Source organism: Williamsia sp. DF01-3 (assembly GCF_023051145.1).
GTDB lineage: Bacteria > Actinomycetota > Actinomycetes > Mycobacteriales > Mycobacteriaceae > Williamsia.
In genome coordinates this window covers 62,399-80,695 of sequence record NZ_JALKFS010000002.1, presented here as the reverse complement: position 1 = coordinate 80,695, position 18,297 = coordinate 62,399, and the positions used below count along the sequence as shown (strand labels likewise).

Here is an 18,297-nt window from a genome sequence, read left to right as displayed (position 1 = left end):
TGTTCGGCGTCCCGCCAGCGCTAACCATTCCCGAGGAGCATCTATGGTCACCGCACCTGCATCCCAGCCCGAGGCTGCGATCGAACTCGAGATCGGCGGCATGACCTGCGCGTCATGCGCCAACCGGGTCGAACGAAAACTCAACAAGCTGCCCGGGGTGACCGCGACAGTGAACTACGCGACCGAAAAGGCGAAGGTCACCGCAGCCTCCCCTAACCTGGATCCACACACCCTGATTGCCGCTGTCGAGGACGCTGGCTACACCGCCGCACTTCCTACCTCCGGCCCCGCCGATGGCAGTGGCGCCGACGACGAGCAGGCGCGCCCTGATCGCGAGCTCGTCGCGTTACGTCAGCGTCTATGGGTGTCGGTGGCCCTCACCGTTCCAGTCATCGCACTGGCGATGATTCCGGCGTTGCAATTCACCTACTGGCAATGGGCCTCACTCACCCTGGCCGCACCGGTAATCGTATGGGGGGCTTGGCCGTTTCACACAGCGGCATGGACGAACCTGCGCCACGGAGCGGCCACCATGGACACCCTGGTGTCGGTCGGCACCCTGGCAGCCTTGGCCTGGTCGATTTACGCGCTGTTCTGGGGTACTGCCGGGCAACCGGGGATGACCCACGGTTTTGAGCTGACCGTTTCTCCGTCCGACGGCGCAGGCAACATCTACCTGGAAGTAGCCGCGGGAGTCACCATGTTCGTCTTGGCCGGCCGCTACTTCGAAAAGCAATCCAAACGCCAAGCAGGCGCGGCACTGCGGGCCTTGCTTGAACTCGGCGCCAAAGAGGTGGCCGTGCTGCGCAACGGCACCGAAACGCAAATCCCGATCGCCCAGTTGCAGGTGGGCGACAGCTTGTGGTGCGACCCGGAGAAAAGATCGCCACCGACGGGGTCATCATCACAGGAAACTCCGCGGTCGATGCAAGCATGCTGACCGGTGAATCACTACCGGTGGAAGTCAGCGAAGGTGATGCGGTCACCGGTGCCACCGTCAACGCCGGCGGCCGGCTCATCGTGCGGGCCACCCGTGTGGGCTCCGATACCCAGTTGGCGCGAATGGCCCAACTCGTCGAAGACGCCCAATCAGGCAAAGCCCAAGTCCAGCGACTCGCTGATCGCATTTCCGGGATCTTCGTCCCCATCGTCATCGCTATCGCAGTCGCCGTTCTAGGAGGCTGGATCGGTGCCGGGTTCCCGCTCAGCGCCGCCTTCACCGCCGCCGTAGCGGTGCTGATCATCGCCTGCCCCTGCGCGCTGGGGTTAGCCACTCCGACCGCATTGCTGGTGGGCACCGGCCGCGGCGCGCAACTGGGAATCCTCATCAAAGGGCCCGAAGTACTCGAATCGACCCGCGCTGTGGACACCATCGTTCTAGACAAGACCGGCACGGTGACCACTGGAACGATGACCCTGCACGACATCGTCACCGCCCCCGGTACCTCTTCCGACGATGTCTTGCGTCTGGCCGGCGCGCTCGAGCACGCCTCCGAACACCCGATCGCCCGGGCCATCGCCGCCGCGGCCGACCAAGCCGGCCCACTGCCGTCGGTGGAGTCGTTCACCAGCGTGGACGGCAAAGGCGTACACGGTGTCATCGACGGTCACGCTGTACTGGTGGGCCGTGAAAGCTTGCTTGCCGACTGGTCCCTCCATCTCGACGACACCCTGTCCGCAGCCAAGTCTGCCGCCGAGCAGACCGGCCAAACTGCGGTGGCCGTCGCCTGGGATGGGCACGTGCAAGGTGTGCTGGTGGTCGCCGACACGGTGAAGCCGACCAGCGCCGCCGCGATCGCGCAGTTCACTGCCCTGGGCCTGACCCCGATCCTGCTGACCGGGGACAACCGCGCCGCCGCCGATCATGTCGCCGCCCAGGTCGGTATCACCGAGGTCATCGCCGAGGTCCTGCCCCAGGACAAACTCACCGTCATCGCCGACCTGCAGAAAAAGGGCAAAACAGTGGCCATGGTGGGCGATGGGGTCAATGACGCTGCCGCCCTTGCCCAGGCCGATCTGGGCCTAGCCATGGGTACCGGCACAGACGTGGCCATCGAAGCCGCCGACATCACCTTGGTACGTGGCGATCTGCGCTCGGCCGCAGACGCCATCCGGTTGGCCCGCAGAACCCTACGGACCATCAAGATGAACTTGTTCTGGGCATTCGCCTACAACATTGCCGCAATACCCCTGGCCGCTCTTGGGTTGCTCAACCCCATGCTTGCCGGTGCCGCGATGGCCTTTTCCAGTGTGTTCGTGGTCAGCAATAGCTTGCGACTACGCACGTTCACCTCCCAGGCCACCTCGACCCCCTCGCTCACGCCCGACGCACCGGCCCGGTCGCTGCAGCACGCCTGACCACCCACCCACCAACAGCTTCACCCTCGACTAATACCCCTGGGGGTATAGGATGGTAGTTATGAACGCTTCTCATCACCACCACCAGGGCCAGTCGATGCCCACACCGGCATCGACCGGGGCACACCCGCCCGTATCGAGCCCCGGCCATGCCGAGGACGCCGAAGCTCGTGGGATGCACGGTCATACCGACCATGAGCACCCTGGCCATAACGCGGGTGACCATCAGGGCCACACCGATGACCACAGCGGCCATCAGGGCCACGCCGGGCATGGTGACCATGTGGGCCAGTTCCGGCGCCTGTTCTGGATCATGCTGCTGCTGGCCATCCCTGTCGTCGGTTTTTCGAGCATGTTCGCCATGCTGGTGGGCTACGACGTGCCCGACTCTGGAGCAGTGTCGTGGATCTCGCCGATTCTGGGTACGGTGATGTTCGCCTGGGGCGGCCGCCCCTTCCTGGTCGGCGCAGCCAGCGAGGTGCGATCACGGACTCCAGGCATGATGCTCCTCATCGGACTGGCGATCACGGTGGCGTTCGTGGCGTCGTGGGGCGCAAGCATTGGACTGCTCGACCACCAACTCGATTTCTGGTGGGAACTGGCCCTGCTGATCGTGATCATGTTGTTGGGGCACTGGATCGAAATGCGGTCGCTGGCCCAAACCACTTCCGCGCTGGACTCGCTGGCCGCTCTGTTGCCCGATGAGGCCGAGCGTATCGACGGCGACAACATAGTCACCGTCTCACCTGCACAGCTACAGGTCGGCGACGTGGTCATCGTCCGTCCAGGGGCAAGTGTGCCCGCAGACGGAAAGATCGTCGAGGGCACTGCCGAGATGGATGAGTCGATGGTGACCGGTGAATCAAAAACGGTGCGCCGCAACGTCAACGACATGGTCGTTGCTGGCACTGTCGCTACCGACTCGGGTGTGCGCGTGCAGGTTACCGCCACCGGTGACGACACCGCACTGGCCGGTATCCAACGGTTGGTCTCTGAAGCTCAGAACTCGTCGTCTCGGGCCCAACGGCTCGCCGACACCGCCGCTGCCTGGCTGTTTTGGTTCGCCCTGGGTGCAGCGGTACTGACCGCCATTGTTTGGACAGTACTTGGCTATCCGGATGACGCGGTCGTGCGCACCATCACCGTCCTGGTCATCGCTTGCCCTCACGCACTGGGATTGGCGATCCCGCTGGTGGTGGCCATCGCGACCGAGCGCGCTGCCCGCGGTGGTGTGTTGATCAAAGACCGCCTCGCGCTGGAGAGTATGCGCACCGTGGACACCGTGTTGTTCGACAAGACCGGCACCCTCACCAAAGGTGAACCCACCGTGACTGCCGTGCACACCACAGCAGGCCACACCGAAGATGAGGTGCTTGCGGCCGCGGCCGCGGCCGAAGCCGACAGTGAACACCCGCTGGGTAGAGCGATCGTGCACGCAGCCCGCACGCGTGCTCTATCTCTGAGCAGGGCCCGCGAGTTCAGTTCGTCACCGGCAGTGGGTGTATCGGCACTCGTGGACGGACGCCGCATTCAAGTCGGTGGCCCACGGCTGCTGGAGCAGTACCACCTTGCTGAACTCGACATCGCCGACACCTGGCGAACCGACGGTGCCATCATCCTTCATGTGTTGGCCGACGGAAACCCGATCGGAGCACTGAAATTAGCCGATGAAATACGCAGCGAATCGCGTGAAGCCGTCGCCGCGCTCCACAAACTCGGCGTGCAAGTGGTCATGATCACCGGTGACGCGCACGCTGTGGCCCAGTCGGTGGCCGCCGAACTCGGTATTGACCGCGTGTTCGCCGGCGTCCGCCCAGAAGACAAGGCCTCCAAAGTCAAAGCGCTCCAAAGCGAGGGACGAAAGACAGCCATGGTCGGTGACGGCGTCAACGACGCCCCCGCACTCGCCCAAGCCGACGTCGGCATCGCCATCGGCGCCGGCACCGACGTCGCAATCGGCTCAGCCGGCGTCATCTTGGCCAGCGACGACCCCAGGTCGGTACTATCGGTCATCGAGCTGTCGCGGGCGAGCTACCGAAAAATGAAGCAGAACCTCTGGTGGGCCGCCGGTTACAACCTGATTTCGGTTCCCCTTGCTGCCGGGGTACTTGCCAGTATCGGTTTCGTCTTGCCCATGTCCGTCGGCGCAATCTTGATGTCGGCGTCCACGGTGGTCGTGGCGCTCAACGCCCAGCTGTTGCGGCGACTGGACCTGCGACCGGAGATCAGCGCGACCACCGCAGGCAGCCGGTAGCCACCTACAATGCACACGCCCGACAACGAAGGACTCACATGGCTGCCAAAACCCCCACCCACGACGGGGATCACCCTGCCCCCCACGGATACATTGACGACAAGAAGAAGTACCTCGCTCGCCTCAAACGCATCGAGGGCCAAGCCCGAGGGCTGCACCGCATGGTCGATGAAGAGCAATACTGCATCGACATCCTCACCCAGATCTCCGCGCTGACCAAAGCGCTCGAAGGCGTCGCCATCGGCCTGCTCGACGACCACCTCAAACACTGCGTCGTCGACGCCGCTAAGACAGGTGGTGCGCAGGCCGACCTCAAACTCAAAGAAGCCTCCGATGCAATCGCCCGGCTAGTGCGCTCCTAAACAAGTCTCGCTTTCCTCACCCTTGGAAAGCAGCCTCGGCAATTCGCGTTCGCTCCACGACCAAAGGCCTGCCCACCCGTCATGGCTCACACCACACGCCTGCCCCACTGGTTTTCCGTACTCGTCGTCGCCTCCGGGGCAACAATCGCGTTTACCTTGGGTCTGGTTCTCTCCGCCCCGTACGCCACCGACGTCGTCCACACCCGCCAGCCACACCCACCCAACATCACCGACCCCGGCTGGCCACACCTACACAACTGGGCCTGGGCAGCGACTGTAGGTGCCGTCATACTCACCATCTTGCTGCTCGGTATCCGTCGCATAGGCCGCGACTAGCGCTGGTCACCAGACGTGCAATAAGTGGTGAAACGTTCTCCCTGTCCTACACTTATGCAACTGGTGAATTGTCACCGAACCCTTGCGGGACACGGCAAAAGTACCAGGCACACTCTCCAGGCATAGTCTGCGCAAACTCGCCGATCATTTCCTCAAGGGCATCTAGCGAGGAAGGAAAGTGGGACTGCAACTCTCGGATCAACGCGGTGATCTGTTGCGTCGTCTGCACTCAAAACGCCCCTCGTCCCACTCGACGGCCCCTGTCTAAGTCACCTAACCAGCACTTAGTCATTGCGCAGCCTCAACAGCAAACAGTGCTCACGCGAAATCAGCGGGGTTTCCGGGCCAATCCGGTTACGCAACATCCCGGCGGCAACCTCGACAGCGACTGCCTGCGGAACCTGACCTCGACCGACCAGGCCCGCAACTCTTTAAATACCGACACGCAGAAAGCCGCGACCCTGGTGGAGGGTCGCGGCTTTCGCTGTCGGGGTTGGCTAGTCGGCGAGTTTGGCGACTGCCTGGGCCCAGAGGAAGTACTTGTTGGTGCCCAGATCGCGCACGGTCTTGATGTTGAACGCCTCTTTGAGGTGCTGGGCATCGCCCGGGCTCACACCCTGCAGTGCCTCAACGGGGGCGTCAGCGAGCTCACTGATCGGCTTTTCCTCGTACGCATTGTCGAACTTGTCGGCAATTCCACCCATGAAAATGAACTCCTGTGCTCGGCTCGGTGTACCCGGTTCGGCACACCGTCACCATCGTAGGAGCGTTCGACGACCGGATCCTGTCATCAACCACTGATTTGCACCCCTATGGCGTCGTGCCCAGCACTGATTCGAAGGCAAGGCACCCGGCGTGTTTGCGAGTGTCGCGCCAGCACCTGTCATTGCGCACTTCCCCGCCGGCGGCGACATCGTGACCGCAGTACGTGTGACGTGAATGCCGCGTGGGCATCCTGAACGGGTGCCGCCTGTTCCGGATCCGATGCTCGCCACCCTGGGCGAAGCCCCATCTGGCGAGGGATGGGCGTTCGAGTTCAAGTGGGGATGGGGCTCGCGCGCTGGTCGAAACCGGTTCTGCGAGAACGTATGTGTGGAGTAGGTAGGCACCGCAACAACTTTTCTTCCCACTTCCCCGAGATCGTTGCTGGTGTGCCCGCCGGCGTTGGGCGGCCGGCAGGCGATTCTCGATGGCGAGATCGTCGTACTCAATGCGGCCGGGCGGCCCTCGTTCAGCCGACTACAGCGACGGCTGCGGATTCCCAAACCCAGCCGATAGGCCCTGCGGATGGTCCCGGCGACGTTCTACGCCTTCGACATCCTCGCCCTAGACGGCCAGGACAACACTGCCCTGCCCTATCTCGAGCGCCGCGCCCTTCTCGACGGGCTGGCGTTGGCGGACACGTCGGTGCAAGCCCCACCGTACTGGATTGATGTTGACGATCAGGTGATGCTCGACATCGCCCGCGAGCACGGCCTAGAAGGCATTGTCGCCAAACGCCTTACCTCGACCTACCACACTGGTAGGCGCTCTTCGTCTTGGATCAAATCGCCGTTGCGGAGGACAACATCGGTGGTGGTGTGCGGTTGGGATCCCGGTCCACGCGGTGGGCTCCGGGCGCTGGTTCTCGGCGCCCGCAACCCTGCCGGCGACCTGTGCCACATCGGGCATGTGGGTACCGGGTTCAGCGCCAAAGACCGGCGCATTCTGCGCGTGCAGCTCGAGGCGATCGAGCAACCGACCCCACCATTCACCCAGCCGCTCACGGCCGATGCCGGCTCGTCGATGCGGTGGGTCAGGGCCGTCTACGTCGGCGATATCGAGTACCGCGAGTTCACCGGCCACCTGCGCGCCATCCCAGCTGGAAAGGACTGCGGGACATACCCGCATCCTCAGTCGGGTGGCCCGGCGATCATTAAGGGAGGTTGTGGCCCTGTCTGCGGGCCCGATCCTGGATCCCCTGCGTCTGCTCTTCCGCTGCCGACCGTTGGGGCTGGCGGTCGGCGCCCGGCGGGAGCGGGCGGAACAAGTGGCCGGCGCAGGCCGATGCTTCCGACTTGGATTGAAGTACGTCGTGGTGTTCGAACCGGCGGGTTCGTAGCCTGGCGCAGGAGAGCGCAGGGGGTGGCTCGGATGCTTCGTGCCGCCCTGCCGGCGTGTCATTGAGGGGCTGGCTTGGCCTGGGTGTGCCTTCCTCTGCGTTCTCCGTCTTTGGTCTGGCTCAACAGAGGCATGAACGCATCACGCCACGGGTGCGCTAAAAGTCGGAGTGCCGACCGGGGATTCCCATCTCAATACCGCTCACCGAAAGGAACCCATGATCGTCATCGGTATCGATCCGCACAAGTCCTCCCACACCGCCACCGCCGTCGACCCCGCCACCAACGTCGACCTCGGGTCGTTGCGCATCCAGTCCACTCTCTCGGACTACCAAAACCTGATTGAGTGGGCGGGTCGGTGGCCTGAGCGTCGGTGGGCGGTGGAGAACGGCAAAGGCCTCGGCCATCATTTGTCGTTGTGGTTGCTTGAACAGGGTGAGTCGGTCGTCGATGTCCCGTCCACCGCGACCGCCCGTGTCCGACAGCTCTCCAGGGGCGGTCGCCGCAAGAACGATCGCATTGACGCCGCGGCCGCGGCCTGTGTCGCGGTCCTGCAGGGTGAGGGCCGGCCGATCTATGCCGAGGACTACACCAGCGTGTTACGGGTCTCGATGAACGCCGCCGCAACCTGCTGCACACCAAGAATCGGCTGATCAATCAACTTCACGCGATCCTGCGTCAGCTTTTACCTGGCGGCGCCGCAAAGAATCTCGACTCGGAGAAGGCGTTCCATCTTCTCCGGACGTTTGAGGCCCGCACCGCTGCTGACGGTGTGCGACGTGCGATCGGCCTCGAGCTGGTCGGGGATGCCCGGCGGTGCACGGTCCAGATCTCCGACATCACCGAACGTACCGAGCATGCGCTAGCCGACTGCGGATCAACCCTGACCACCATCTTCGGCTGCGGTCCCGTCACCGCTGGCCGCATCATCGCCCGCACTGGCAACCCATTCCGGTTTCAGTCCGAATCGGCGTTCGCCACCTACACCGGTACCGCCCCCGTTCAGGTCGCCTCCGCCGACACCAGCCGCCACCGCCTCTCCCGTGACGGCGACCGCACACTGAACTCAGCGATCCACATCATCGCCGTGTGCCAGAGCATCAACGCCAACAGTCCCGGCTACACCTACCTGCACTCCAAAATGGACGCCGGGATGACCCGCCGGTCAGCCATGCGCTGCCTCAAACGCCAAGTCGCAAAGAAACTCTGGCGCACCATGTGCGACGACCACCGACGATGGCAAGCACTCCAGCAACTCGAAAGCCCAGCGATGTAAACCTCGACAGATCCCCGGTCGTCGCGGCGCAACACCCGCCTGCGACGGCTATTCCGGTGTGGCGGCGAAGGGGCGGGGACCTGCTTCCCGCGTACCCCGAATCGATGTGAGTGCGCCAGGTCCCCGCTCGCCTAGAGCGTACTAGGCGTTCGAACATGGGTTCGCTAGCTGGGGTGTGCGCATGAATAAGAACCCGTGGCGACCTATTTTGGGCATGAAAAAGCCCCGTGCGTCGAATTGGGTTCGACCACGGGGCTTGCAAGAACGCCCAGGGGGTTGGAGGGCGCGCAACCAGTGGGTGCGCGGCGCCTTACGGCGACATCAGCGTCTCCATGGCAGGGATATAGGTGTTACTTCCGGCGCCAGGCCCGCACCGGCACAGCGAGGGCTTTGAGCAAGCGCTCGACGCGTCGCACCGGTGCTTCGCGGCCACCGAGGACCACGAGGTAGAGCAGCGGAAGAACACCCACCCCGAGCAGAGTGAGAGCGATCAGTCCCAGGACGCAGAACGCAGAGACGTCTCCGAACATTTGGTTACCCCTTAGGTGAGGTGCGCCGCGCACGCCGACGAGACCAGCCACCACGAGGGCGTGCCGGTCGGCGATGCGTGACAGGGTGATGGCCCGATGCTGGCCAGACGGTCAGCGGGCACAAAAAACCGGCCAGTGGCCGGTTGTGCGCATAGTTCTAGCGCGTCATCAGTGTTGCACAGTTTCTGTGGATAACTTGTCGCTGCGGCTGGGCGAGTCTGCACCTGCGGCTTCCTCCGAGGGCGATGCCCGCCCGTGCCCGGGCAGCTCGCTGCAGCGTTCACCTGTTGTTGGTTTGCAGCGTATATCGACACCTGTCAATATTGAAGTATGTCGATACAAGAGGGATCTGAGGGCGGTGCGTGCTGTTCTCCGCTGGTGCGTGAGCCGTTGACCGAGGATTGGGCCGCTGATCTGGCGCGGATGTTCAAATCGTTGGCCGATCCGGTCCGGTTGCGGATGCTGAGCCTGATCGCCAGTCACGCGGGCGGTGAGGCGTGCGTCTGCGATCTCTCCGACTCGTTCGACCTGTCCCAGCCCACGATCTCCCATCACCTCAAGGTGCTGCGCTCGGCCGGTCTGCTCGACTGCGAACGCCGAGGCACGTGGGTTTATTACTGGGTGATCCCCTCGGCGCTGCAGCAACTGTCGGCGGTGCTCCTGGTGGAGAGCACCATGACGGTGCCGGCCGAGACCCAGGCGGAGGTCGACGCATGAGCCAGAGCACCGCCGAGCACCCGGCCGTGGTCGGCAAACTGTCGACCCTGGATCGGTTCCTGCCGGTATGGATCGGAGTGGCGATGGTCGCCGGCCTACTGTTGGGCCGAATGATTCCGGGCCTGGACGATGTGGTGAGCGCGGTCGAGATCGATGGCATCTCCCTGCCCATCGCGATCGGACTGCTGATCATGATGTACCCGGTCTTGGCGAAAGTGCGGTACGACCGCCTCGACACCGTCACCGGTGACCGCAAGCTGCTGATCGGCTCGCTGGTGTTGAACTGGGTGCTGGGACCGGCACTGATGTTCGCATTGGCCTGGCTCATGTTGCCCGACCTACCCGAGTACCGGACCGGCCTGATCATCGTCGGCCTGGCCCGCTGCATCGCGATGGTCATCATCTGGAACGACCTGGCCTGCGGTGACCGCGAAGCCGCGGCAGTGCTGGTCGCGATCAACTCGGTATTCCAGGTGATCATGTTCGCGATCTTGGGCTGGTTCTACCTGTCGGTGCTACCCGGCTGGCTCGGCCTGGAACAAACCACCATCGACGCCTCCCCTGGCAGATCGCCAAATCAGTATTGATCTTCCTCGGTATCCCGTTGCTCGCCGGGTTCTTGACCCGCCGCTACGGCGAAAAAGCCAAGGGCCGCACCTGGTATGAGGACAAGTTCTTGCCGAAGATCGGCCCGTGGGCGCTGTACGGGTTGCTGTTCACCATCGTCATCCTCTTCGCCTTGCAAGGCGACCAGATCACCTCCAAGCCGTGGGACGTGGTGCGGATCGCGCTCCCGCTGCTGGCCTACTTCGCCATCATGTGGGGCGGCGGCTACGCCCTGGGCGCGGCATTGGGGTTGGGCTACGAACGCACCACCACCCTCGCGTTCACCGCCGCAGGCAACAACTTTGAACTCGCGATCGCTGTGGCTATCGCCACCTACGGCGTCACCTCCGGACAAGCATTAGCCGGGGTGGTCGGCCCGTTGATCGAGGTCCCGGTGCTCGTTGGCCTGGTGTACGTCTCACTCGCCCTGCGTAAACGCTTCACCCCCGCCCCCACCGCCGTCTCGTCTGTGACCAAGGAGTCCTGATGTCTGAACACCGCGCTCAACCCGAACTGTTGATGCCCCAAGCGCTGCTGTCGCGCACTGCTGCGGTTCTGTCTGAGAAGTACGAGGGTGTGTTCTCCCCGCAAACGGTGGAGCGCTACGTGTTCGAGTCCTACACTGCGCTGCGGCGCACTTCCACGATCCACAACCACCTGCCGACCTTGGCCGGCCGGTTTGCCGCCGACCGGCTCACCGCGCTGGCCCAATCCCAGGGTGAGGCGCCCAAAGATGTGCCTGAGGTGTTGTTCATCTGCGTGCACAACGCCGGCCGATCACAAATGGCCGCAGCACTTCTCAACCATTACGGCCAGGGCCGGGTGCATGTGCGCTCAGCCGGGTCGGCACCGGTCAATGCCATCAACCCGATGGTCATCGAAGCGATGGCCGAGAGCGGTTTGGATTTGGGAGCTGAGTACCCCAAACCGCTGACCGACGATGTTGTGGCCGCCGCCGATGTGGTCGTGTCGATGGGCTGCGGCGATGCCTGCGCGATCTACCCAGGCAAACGCTACCTCGACTGGACCCTGGACGACCCGCAAGGCCAATCCCTCGATGTGGTGCGCGCTATTCGTGACGACCTCGACACCCGAGTCCAGGAGTTGTTGCGCGAGTTGACCACTCCCGTGCCCGCCTAACCTCCCCCACTACCGTCTTCTCGCTTTGATGAAAGGATCTCGACTCCCATGACCACCACTCCCAGCGTGTTGTTCGTCTGTGTCCACAACGCCGGCCGCTCGCAGATGGCCGCCGGTTTCCTGTCCCACCTGGCTGGCGATGCGATCGAGGTCCGCTCCGCGGGCAGCGCCCCCGCCGACACCATCAACCCGGCCGCTGTCGAGGCGATGGCCGAGGTGGGTATCCATCACCGCCCAAACACCGAAGATCCTCACCACCGACGCGGTGCAGGCCTCTGATGTAGTGATCACCATGGGATGCGGGGACAGCTGCCCAATCTTCCCCGGCAAAAGCTACCGGGACTGGGTCCTCGACGACCCCGCCGGTCAAGGCGTGGAAGCGGTCCGGCCGATTCGCGACGAAATCAAAGTCCGCGTGCAAGCGCTCGTCGACGAACTCACCTCCGCGTCCGCCGCCCACTGATCTGCTGATTGTTAGACCAGGAGAGCTATGACCGACACCGTGCACGAACTGATCATCGTGGGTTCTGGGCCCGCCGGCTACACCGCCGGTATCTACGCCGGCCGCGCCGAACTGGCACCGCTGCTGTTCGAGGGCAGCCAGTTCGGCGGCGCTTTGATGACCACCACCGAGGTAGAGAACTTCCCCGGGTTCCGCAGTGGCATCACGGGCCCGGAGTTGATGGATGAGATGCGCGAGCAGGCAACACGGTTCGGCACCGACATCCGCACCGAAGACGTCGACCAGCTCGAGCTCGCTGGGCCGATCAAAACAGTGCACGTCGGCGGGATGGCCTACCACGCTCATGCGGTGATCCTGGCGATGGGCGCCGCAGCGCGCTACCTGAACATTCCTGGGGAACAGGAACTCCTCGGCCGTGGGGTGAGCGCGTGTGCGACCTGTGATGGGTTCTTCTTCCGGGACCAGGACATCGTGGTCGTCGGCGGCGGTGATTCGGCGATGGAAGAGGCCACTTTCTTGACCCGGTTCGCCCGCAGCGTCACTCTGGTCCACCGCCGTACCGAGTTCCGGGCGTCGCGGATCATGCTCGAACGCGCCAGAGCCAACGACAAGATCCGGTTTGTCACCAACGCCGCACCCATCGAGGTCCTCGGCGAGGGCAGTGTCACCGGACTCGTTGTCCGCGACACCATCACCGGTGAACACACCACCCTCGCGGCGACCGGGATGTTCGTGGCCATCGGTCACGACCCGCGCAGCGCACTGGTCACCGGCCAAGTCGACCTCGATGACGCCGGCTACGTGAAAGTGCAGCCCCCCACCACCGCCACCTCGATCGATGGGGTGTTCGCCGCCGGCGATCTGGTCGATCACACCTACCGGCAAGCAATCACCGCCGCCGGGACCGGCTGCGCGGCAGCCATCGACGCCGAACGCTGGCTCGCCGACCGCGGCGACATCACCACCAACACCCTCGCTGCTGCCAACCAGCCCGTCGCCACCACCGCCTGATCAACCTGTTAGAAAGCGTGCACTACATGACAATTGAAATCTTCGAACCGGCACTGTGCTGTGCCACCGGTGTCTGCGGCGACGACGTCGATCAAGCCCTGATCACCTTCACCGCCGACCTGGACTGGCTCCGCACCCAGGGCGCCGACATCGCCCGATTCAATCTGGCCAGCGAACCCATGGCCTTCGCCGAACGCGAACCGGTCACCGCATTTTTGCACCTCTCCGGATCCCAAGGCCTGCCGCTGGTGCTGGTGGACGGTGTCACCGCGATGACCGGCCGCTACCCCACCCGCGATCAGCTGGCCTCCTGGGCCGGGCTCACCGCCCCGGTCGACACTCCCGCGACCGCACCGGCCGCAGGTGCCGGACTGCTCACCCTCACCGACACCAGCGGAGGCTGCGCTCCCGGCGCCGCCGCTGCGAGCGGTTGCTGCTGACCGTGCCTTCCCCCACATTCCTCGACCAGGCACCCCGCTTTCTGTTCTTCACCGGCAAAGGCGGTGTCGGGAAAACCTCCATCGCGTGCGCTTCGGCCATCACCCTGGCCGCCGCCGGCCAGAATGTGTTGCTCGTGAGCACCGATCCGGCCTCCAACGTCGGCCAGGTGTTCGGACTCACGATCGGCAACACCATCACCACAATCCCTGCCGTGCCGGGCCTTTCGGCGCTGGAAATCGATCCCGAACAAGCTGCCGCCGCCTACCGAGAACGCATCATCGGACCAGTCCGCGGCCTGCTCCCCGAGGCCGACCTCGCCACCATCACCGAACAGCTCTCCGGTTCGTGCACCACTGAAATCGCCTCGTTCAACGAGTTCACCACCCTGCTCACCGACGACGACAACACCTTGGCCCGGTTCGACCACGTGCTGTTCGACACCGCACCCACCGGACACACCATCCGCCTGCTGCAACTACCCGGATCATGGACCGACTTCCTCACCGCCGGCAAAGGTAACCCCTCCTGCCTGGGACCACTGTCCGGGCTGGACAAACAACGCGCCATGTACGCAGGTGCGGTCGCCGCGTTGGCGGACCCGGCCCGCACCCGCCTCGTCCTCGTTGCCCGCGCCCAGCACTCCACTCTGGCCGAGATCGCCCGCACCCACACCGAACTCGCCGCCATCGGACTGACCACCCAACACGTCGTCATCAACGGCGTCCTGCCACGCCCGGACACCGATGACCCACTCGCACAAGCCATCTACGACCGAGACCAACAAGCCATCGCCGATCTGCCCCGTGAGCTCCGGGCATTGCCGGTCGACCATATCGACCTCAAACCCACCAACATCGTCGGCCTCGACGCGCTGGCAAGTCTGCTTGCTCCGACCGCCACTGATCGCCACATCGGTACAGAACCGGAAATCACTGCCGGCATCGATGACGCCCCGCTAGCAGCGCTGATCGACGACCTCGAACCCCAGGGCCACGGGCTCATTATGTGCATGGGCAAAGGTGGTGTCGGCAAAACCACGATCGCCGCAGCGGTCGCAGTCGCTCTGGCCGGCCGCGGCCACCAGGTGCACCTGACGACCACCGACCCCGCCGCCCACCTCACCGACACCCTCACCGAGGATCTCGACAACCTGACCGTCTCACGCATCGATCCCGCCGAGGCGACCGAGCAGTACCGCCAGCGGGTGCTGGCCACCAAAGGCGCCCACCTCGACGAGCAGGGCCGCGCCACCTTGGCCGAGGATCTGCGGTCACCGTGCACCGAGGAAGTCGCTGTCTTTCAAGCCTTCTCCCGGGTCATCAACCAATCGCGACGCACCTTCGTGGTCGTCGATACCGCACCCACCGGGCACACCCTGCTGCTGCTCGATGCGACCGGCTCCTACCACCGTGAGATCACCCGGCAGATGGGTGAGAACGCCTCGTTCACCACCCCGATGATGCGGTTACAGAGTCCCGACAACACCAAAGTACTAGTCGTGACGCTCCCCGAGACCACCCCGCGCCTGGAAGCCGAAGGCCTGCAGCAGGACCTGCAACGCGCCGGCATCACCCCATGGGCCTGGGTCATCAACAACTCATTGGCCGCCGCACACCCCACCTCACCGCTCCTAGCCCGCAGGGCAGACGCCGAACTCGACGAAATTACGGCCATCACCGACGCCCACCACCGTGTTGCCGTGATCCCCATGCTGCCCACCGAACCCGTCGGCGTCAGCGCCCTACAGGCCCTAGCAGCATCGACGGCGCGCACTCCAACACCAATTCGCTACTGACCACCAGACCCAAGCGCTCCACCGAACGAAAAGGATTGCCTGCCATCATGAGTTCGACTCCTCGTGTTCTGTTTGTCTGCGTCAAGAACGGCGGCAAGTCGCAAATGGCGGCCGGCCTGATGAGCAAGGTCGCCGGCAACTCGGTCGACGTCTATTCCGCGGGCACCGCTCCCGGGTCGGCCATCAACGCACTCTCGGCCCAATCGCTCCTCGAAGTCGGTGTAGACATCTCCGCCAACACACCCCGCGCCATCGATGATGATCTGCTGGCACACATGGATGTCGTGGTCACCCTCGGCCGCGAAGCCAAACCCCCGTCGTCGCCGGACCCCGCTACGAAAATTGGGACACCGACGAACCCTCCGAACGCGGCATCGACGGAATCGAACGGATGCGCCTGGTCCGCGATGACATCGCTGCACGAGTCGCCGACCTACACACCCGCCTCACCACCTGACTTCCAGACCCAGGCTGAGCACGAGTGGCGGGCAACCACACCGGTGCCCGCCACAGGTTGGTTGAACGCCAGCTGACAGTGCTCTAGTTGGAGGCGGCGCTGACCTGCGCAGTCTGGGAGGTACCGCAGCACGTAGACGGCGACTCGTCGCCGTCTACCTGAGTATTGTTGTCGGCCAGCAACTGTGGGCTGGTGCCGAAGGTCTCCGAGTCGGCTAGGACGGTGTAGACCTCCCACTTCTCTCCTGCCGGGCCGGTCACCCACACCTTGTCTTGGGTGGCGAAGCAACAGGTCGCGTTGATCTCTTCCTCGGTGAACAAACCCTCGCCACTCAGGCGCGCGATTTCGGCGTGCACCTTGTCGCTCGACTCCACCTCCACACCGAGATGGTTGATCGTTTCACCCTTACCGGGGTTCTCCAACAGCACCAGCTTCAGCGGCGGCTCGGTCACCGCGAAGTTCGCATAGCCCGGCTTACGTTTGGCCGGAGCAACATTGAACAGCTTCGAGTAAAACTCGACCGCTTGCTCCAGATCGTCGACGTTGAGTGCCAACTGCATACGGGACATAACTTCCTCCACCTGTGAGACATACATCAAACTACCGTCGGGACCAAGAGTGCCGACCTCTTCGACATATGTCAATAGCGTGGGTAGGATTGAGTTATGCCCAAGACACTGCCGGTGATCGACATGACCGCGCCCATCTGCTGTGCCCCAGTCTCGGCATCACCGATGGATGATGCCGCAGCCCTGGAAGTGGCGTTACGGCTCAAAGCCCTTGCCGATCCAGTGCGGATCAAACTGATGTCGATCCTGCTCACCGACGCCGCAGGAGAAGTGTGCACCTGCGACCTAGCGGTCGCCGTCGGCCTGTCCGAACCGACGGTCAGCCACCACCTCGGCCAACTCAAAAAAGCCGGCATGGTCCACCCCGAACGCCGAGGCATGAACGTCTACTACAGCGCCCACACCGACGCTCTGCAAGCACTTCGCCAGGTCCTCGACCCCTCATGCTGCCACTAGCGCAGATGCCAACCAAACTGTTCGTACCAACAGAATTCGAACGCTTCATCGCTTGACAGACACAGAGGCACCCAGGCTTTTCACACCTCATCGGCCCGCGCCTCCTGAGATAGTATCGAACCTATGTACCCCTGGGTTCCGCGCTGGGTGCCGTCGACGTAGCCCACGGGCAGCTAAACAGGCTCTTGGTGTGCGTTATTCGGGATTATCCAGTCCGTCTCTGACGTAGCGCTGCGCTCGTCGCCCATGGGCGGTCGGCGGGTCACGTCTTTGCCGCAGTCGCCTGGCCTGGGGATCCCAGTTCTCTGTTCTCACCATCCCGGGCCCGTAGTCTGCCCCTAGGGACGGATCGAGCGGGGTGGAGGCGTTGGTTGTGGTCGAGTGGGTACAGGTCCTCAGTGCAATGGTCGATGGGCCCAGTGCTCCGGTGACCGGCGTCGTTAGTCCAGATGTGCCCGATGATCAACGCACCTTTACCTTCGGGTGGGCCGGTCAACCACCACTGGTCGTAAACACGAACACGCCAGTACGGATGTGGCGACACGGTTACCGTCTTCGCGCCGAATTACTCAGTGGTGAACCAGCTTTCCGGACCGATGGGAGTAGTGCCTGGCAATTCAGCAACGGCGAGTGCGTTCGGGCCCCTCTTGGACGTGTCCTGTACGTCGGCCCAGGGGATGTGTTGATTCGAACGCGGTCGGCCAATGAATGGACTGGCTCTGACTTCACGCGCCCCACAGACCGACCGATCAGGGAGATCGACTTTTTAGGTCGGCCCTGCTGGGAAGTTGAGCTCGCTCCGCCGTCCCACAAGCCAGCGCCGATCCAGTTAGTTGTCGATGTTGCCACCGGGACGGTGCTCGAGCAACGCAACGACGCTTTCGCGACGAGAGTTTCCTACATCGAGTTTGCGGTGGTCGATCCGCCCTCGACGGACTTCTTTCAATGGGATGGGCCCGCCACGTCGATTGAAGAACGCGACGCGCTCATGCGGGCCGAACGGGACAGGGCCACCCAGAAGGGAGTCGAGTGGTTCCGCGAGCACGTTAGCGCTGAGAAACTGCAGATCCCCGTGTCCATCGAACTGGAGGTTCAGGACGTACGCCAGTACACCGACGATGGATCATTCGAAGCAACCGTAGGCAGTCCTCGCAGCGGTATCCGTGGCATCCTCGCGCGGCGGCCTCGGGGCTCAGAGGCGTGGCCGTTGCGCTGGGAAAACGCCGAGCACTTGCCAGCAATCAGGTGGTCAACGCCTGACTACGACTGGGCCCTTGGCATGTATGAGCACATGACACTGGATACGTCGGCCCTGCACCGGCTGCAGAATCTTCTGCACCCCGGCTTTCCGGCCCAGCCGTCCACCTATCCCTCGAAACCCTGAAGCACTCACCACCCGCGTTCAGCCAGGTCGCAAGACCCCACTG

16 protein-coding genes and 4 pseudogenes are annotated in these 18,297 nt (G+C 63.7%); 17 read left to right on the top strand and 3 right to left on the bottom strand.

The genetic code is table 11. From position 1 onward, the window contains the following. Positions 1–43: 43 nt before the first annotated feature. The 4 genes and pseudogenes from MVA47_RS01305 (at position 44) to MVA47_RS01290 (ending at position 5,310) form a co-directional block, all read left to right on the top strand. Positions 44–2,358 (top strand): annotated as a pseudogene (locus tag MVA47_RS01305) (heavy metal translocating P-type ATPase). A 175-nt stretch (positions 2,359–2,533) separates the two neighbouring features. Then, the gene (locus tag MVA47_RS01300; protein WP_030174512.1) at positions 2,534–4,612 is read left to right on the top strand and encodes a heavy metal translocating P-type ATPase; all 2,079 of its coding nucleotides are present in this window, start codon (positions 2,534–2,536) and stop codon (positions 4,610–4,612) included. Positions 4,613–4,650: 38 nt separating this feature from the next. Next, positions 4,651–4,974, top strand: coding sequence for a metal-sensitive transcriptional regulator (locus tag MVA47_RS01295; protein ID WP_030174510.1), 324 nt, complete (start codon positions 4,651–4,653; stop codon positions 4,972–4,974). A gap of 81 nt (positions 4,975–5,055) precedes the next feature. Then, on the top strand, positions 5,056–5,310 hold the full coding sequence (locus MVA47_RS01290) for a hypothetical protein (protein ID WP_030174508.1): 255 nt from the start codon (positions 5,056–5,058) through the stop codon (positions 5,308–5,310). Between the two features lie 497 nt (positions 5,311–5,807). Here MVA47_RS01290 and MVA47_RS01285 read toward each other — a convergent pair whose 3' ends face one another. Further along, positions 5,808–6,014, bottom strand: coding sequence for a hypothetical protein (locus MVA47_RS01285; RefSeq protein ID WP_030174506.1), 207 nt, complete (start codon positions 6,012–6,014; stop codon positions 5,808–5,810). A gap of 583 nt (positions 6,015–6,597) precedes the next feature. On the opposite strand from MVA47_RS01285, the gene MVA47_RS01280 reads away from it, so the two are divergent. From MVA47_RS01280 to MVA47_RS01270, 3 genes are all read left to right on the top strand, one after another. Next, a complete protein-coding gene (locus MVA47_RS01280) occupies positions 6,598–7,476 on the top strand; it encodes a hypothetical protein (RefSeq protein ID WP_197038092.1) in 879 nt (292 codons plus the stop codon). A 151-nt stretch (positions 7,477–7,627) separates the two neighbouring features. Beyond that, positions 7,628–8,062, top strand: a complete 435-nt coding sequence (locus MVA47_RS01275) for a transposase (protein WP_197038091.1) — start codon at positions 7,628–7,630, stop codon at positions 8,060–8,062. Between the two features lie 119 nt (positions 8,063–8,181). Then, positions 8,182–8,685, top strand: coding sequence for a transposase (locus tag MVA47_RS01270; RefSeq protein WP_197038090.1), 504 nt, complete (start codon positions 8,182–8,184; stop codon positions 8,683–8,685). 350 nt (positions 8,686–9,035) lie between these two features. Here the strand turns inward: MVA47_RS01270 and MVA47_RS01265 are convergent, their stop codons facing one another. After that, complete coding sequence (locus MVA47_RS01265) at positions 9,036–9,215, bottom strand: hypothetical protein (RefSeq protein ID WP_030174504.1); 180 nt, start codon at positions 9,213–9,215, stop codon at positions 9,036–9,038. Between the two features lie 330 nt (positions 9,216–9,545). On the opposite strand from MVA47_RS01265, the gene MVA47_RS01260 reads away from it, so the two are divergent. The 8 genes and pseudogenes from MVA47_RS01260 (at position 9,546) to MVA47_RS01225 (ending at position 15,845) form a co-directional block, all read left to right on the top strand. Continuing rightward, complete coding sequence (locus MVA47_RS01260; RefSeq protein ID WP_030174502.1) at positions 9,546–9,932, top strand: helix-turn-helix transcriptional regulator; 387 nt, start codon at positions 9,546–9,548, stop codon at positions 9,930–9,932. Further along, a pseudogene (gene arsB / locus MVA47_RS01255) lies at positions 9,929–11,025 on the top strand (ACR3 family arsenite efflux transporter). The gene MVA47_RS01260 and the pseudogene arsB overlap by 4 nt, the downstream one beginning before the upstream one ends. After that, on the top strand, positions 11,025–11,678 hold the full coding sequence (locus MVA47_RS01250; RefSeq protein WP_030174494.1) for an arsenate reductase ArsC: 654 nt from the start codon (positions 11,025–11,027) through the stop codon (positions 11,676–11,678). The pseudogene arsB and the gene MVA47_RS01250 overlap by 1 nt, the downstream one beginning before the upstream one ends. 48 nt (positions 11,679–11,726) lie before the next feature. Beyond that, a pseudogene (locus MVA47_RS01245) lies at positions 11,727–12,141 on the top strand (arsenate reductase ArsC). Positions 12,142–12,168: 27 nt separating this feature from the next. Next, entirely contained in the window at positions 12,169–13,152 is a 984-nt protein-coding gene (gene trxB / locus MVA47_RS01240; RefSeq protein WP_062800871.1) for a thioredoxin-disulfide reductase, read from the top strand. Between the two features lie 26 nt (positions 13,153–13,178). Then, the gene (gene arsD / locus MVA47_RS01235; protein WP_062800970.1) at positions 13,179–13,592 is read left to right on the top strand and encodes an arsenite efflux transporter metallochaperone ArsD; all 414 of its coding nucleotides are present in this window, start codon (positions 13,179–13,181) and stop codon (positions 13,590–13,592) included. A 2-nt stretch (positions 13,593–13,594) separates the two neighbouring features. Then, complete coding sequence (gene arsA, locus MVA47_RS01230; protein ID WP_062800972.1) at positions 13,595–15,388, top strand: arsenical pump-driving ATPase; 1,794 nt, start codon at positions 13,595–13,597, stop codon at positions 15,386–15,388. 47 nt (positions 15,389–15,435) lie between these two features. After that, a pseudogene (locus MVA47_RS01225) lies at positions 15,436–15,845 on the top strand (low molecular weight phosphatase family protein). 83 nt (positions 15,846–15,928) lie between these two features. Here MVA47_RS01225 and MVA47_RS01220 read toward each other — a convergent pair. Further along, a complete protein-coding gene (locus MVA47_RS01220) occupies positions 15,929–16,414 on the bottom strand; it encodes an ArsI/CadI family heavy metal resistance metalloenzyme (RefSeq protein WP_062800873.1) in 486 nt (161 codons plus the stop codon). Positions 16,415–16,510: 96 nt separating this feature from the next. Between MVA47_RS01220 and MVA47_RS01215 the strand changes: the two genes are divergently transcribed. Further along, positions 16,511–16,870: an Rv2640c family ArsR-like transcriptional regulator gene (locus tag MVA47_RS01215; RefSeq protein ID WP_030174469.1), complete on the top strand. Its 360-nt coding sequence runs from the start codon at positions 16,511–16,513 to the stop codon at positions 16,868–16,870. Between the two features lie 856 nt (positions 16,871–17,726). Further along, on the top strand, positions 17,727–18,254 hold the full coding sequence (locus MVA47_RS01210) for a hypothetical protein (RefSeq protein WP_247206379.1): 528 nt from the start codon (positions 17,727–17,729) through the stop codon (positions 18,252–18,254). Positions 18,255–18,297: the final 43 nt, after the last annotated feature.

What these genes read in the sequence shown, in the direction of transcription:
- MVA47_RS01280 (WP_197038092.1), top strand. Translation starts at nt 6,598, where the DNA reads ATGGTCCCGGCGACGTTCTACGCCTTCGACATCCTCGCCCTAGACGGC.
- MVA47_RS01250 (WP_030174494.1), top strand. Translation starts at nt 11,025, where the DNA reads ATGTCTGAACACCGCGCTCAACCCGAACTGTTGATGCCCCAAGCGCTG.
- MVA47_RS01215 (WP_030174469.1), top strand. Translation starts at nt 16,511, where the DNA reads ATGCCCAAGACACTGCCGGTGATCGACATGACCGCGCCCATCTGCTGT.
- MVA47_RS01260 (WP_030174502.1), top strand. Translation starts at nt 9,546, where the DNA reads ATGTCGATACAAGAGGGATCTGAGGGCGGTGCGTGCTGTTCTCCGCTG.
- MVA47_RS01220 (WP_062800873.1), bottom strand. Translation starts at nt 16,414, where the DNA reads ATGTCCCGTATGCAGTTGGCACTCAACGTCGACGATCTGGAGCAAGCG.
- MVA47_RS01265 (WP_030174504.1), bottom strand. Translation starts at nt 9,215, where the DNA reads ATGTTCGGAGACGTCTCTGCGTTCTGCGTCCTGGGACTGATCGCTCTC.
- MVA47_RS01295 (WP_030174510.1), top strand. Translation starts at nt 4,651, where the DNA reads ATGGCTGCCAAAACCCCCACCCACGACGGGGATCACCCTGCCCCCCAC.
- trxB (WP_062800871.1), top strand. Translation starts at nt 12,169, where the DNA reads ATGACCGACACCGTGCACGAACTGATCATCGTGGGTTCTGGGCCCGCC.
- MVA47_RS01275 (WP_197038091.1), top strand. Translation starts at nt 7,628, where the DNA reads ATGATCGTCATCGGTATCGATCCGCACAAGTCCTCCCACACCGCCACC.
- arsD (WP_062800970.1), top strand. Translation starts at nt 13,179, where the DNA reads ATGACAATTGAAATCTTCGAACCGGCACTGTGCTGTGCCACCGGTGTC.
- MVA47_RS01300 (WP_030174512.1), top strand. Translation starts at nt 2,534, where the DNA reads ATGCACGGTCATACCGACCATGAGCACCCTGGCCATAACGCGGGTGAC.
- MVA47_RS01290 (WP_030174508.1), top strand. Translation starts at nt 5,056, where the DNA reads ATGGCTCACACCACACGCCTGCCCCACTGGTTTTCCGTACTCGTCGTC.
- MVA47_RS01285 (WP_030174506.1), bottom strand. Translation starts at nt 6,014, where the DNA reads ATGGGTGGAATTGCCGACAAGTTCGACAATGCGTACGAGGAAAAGCCG.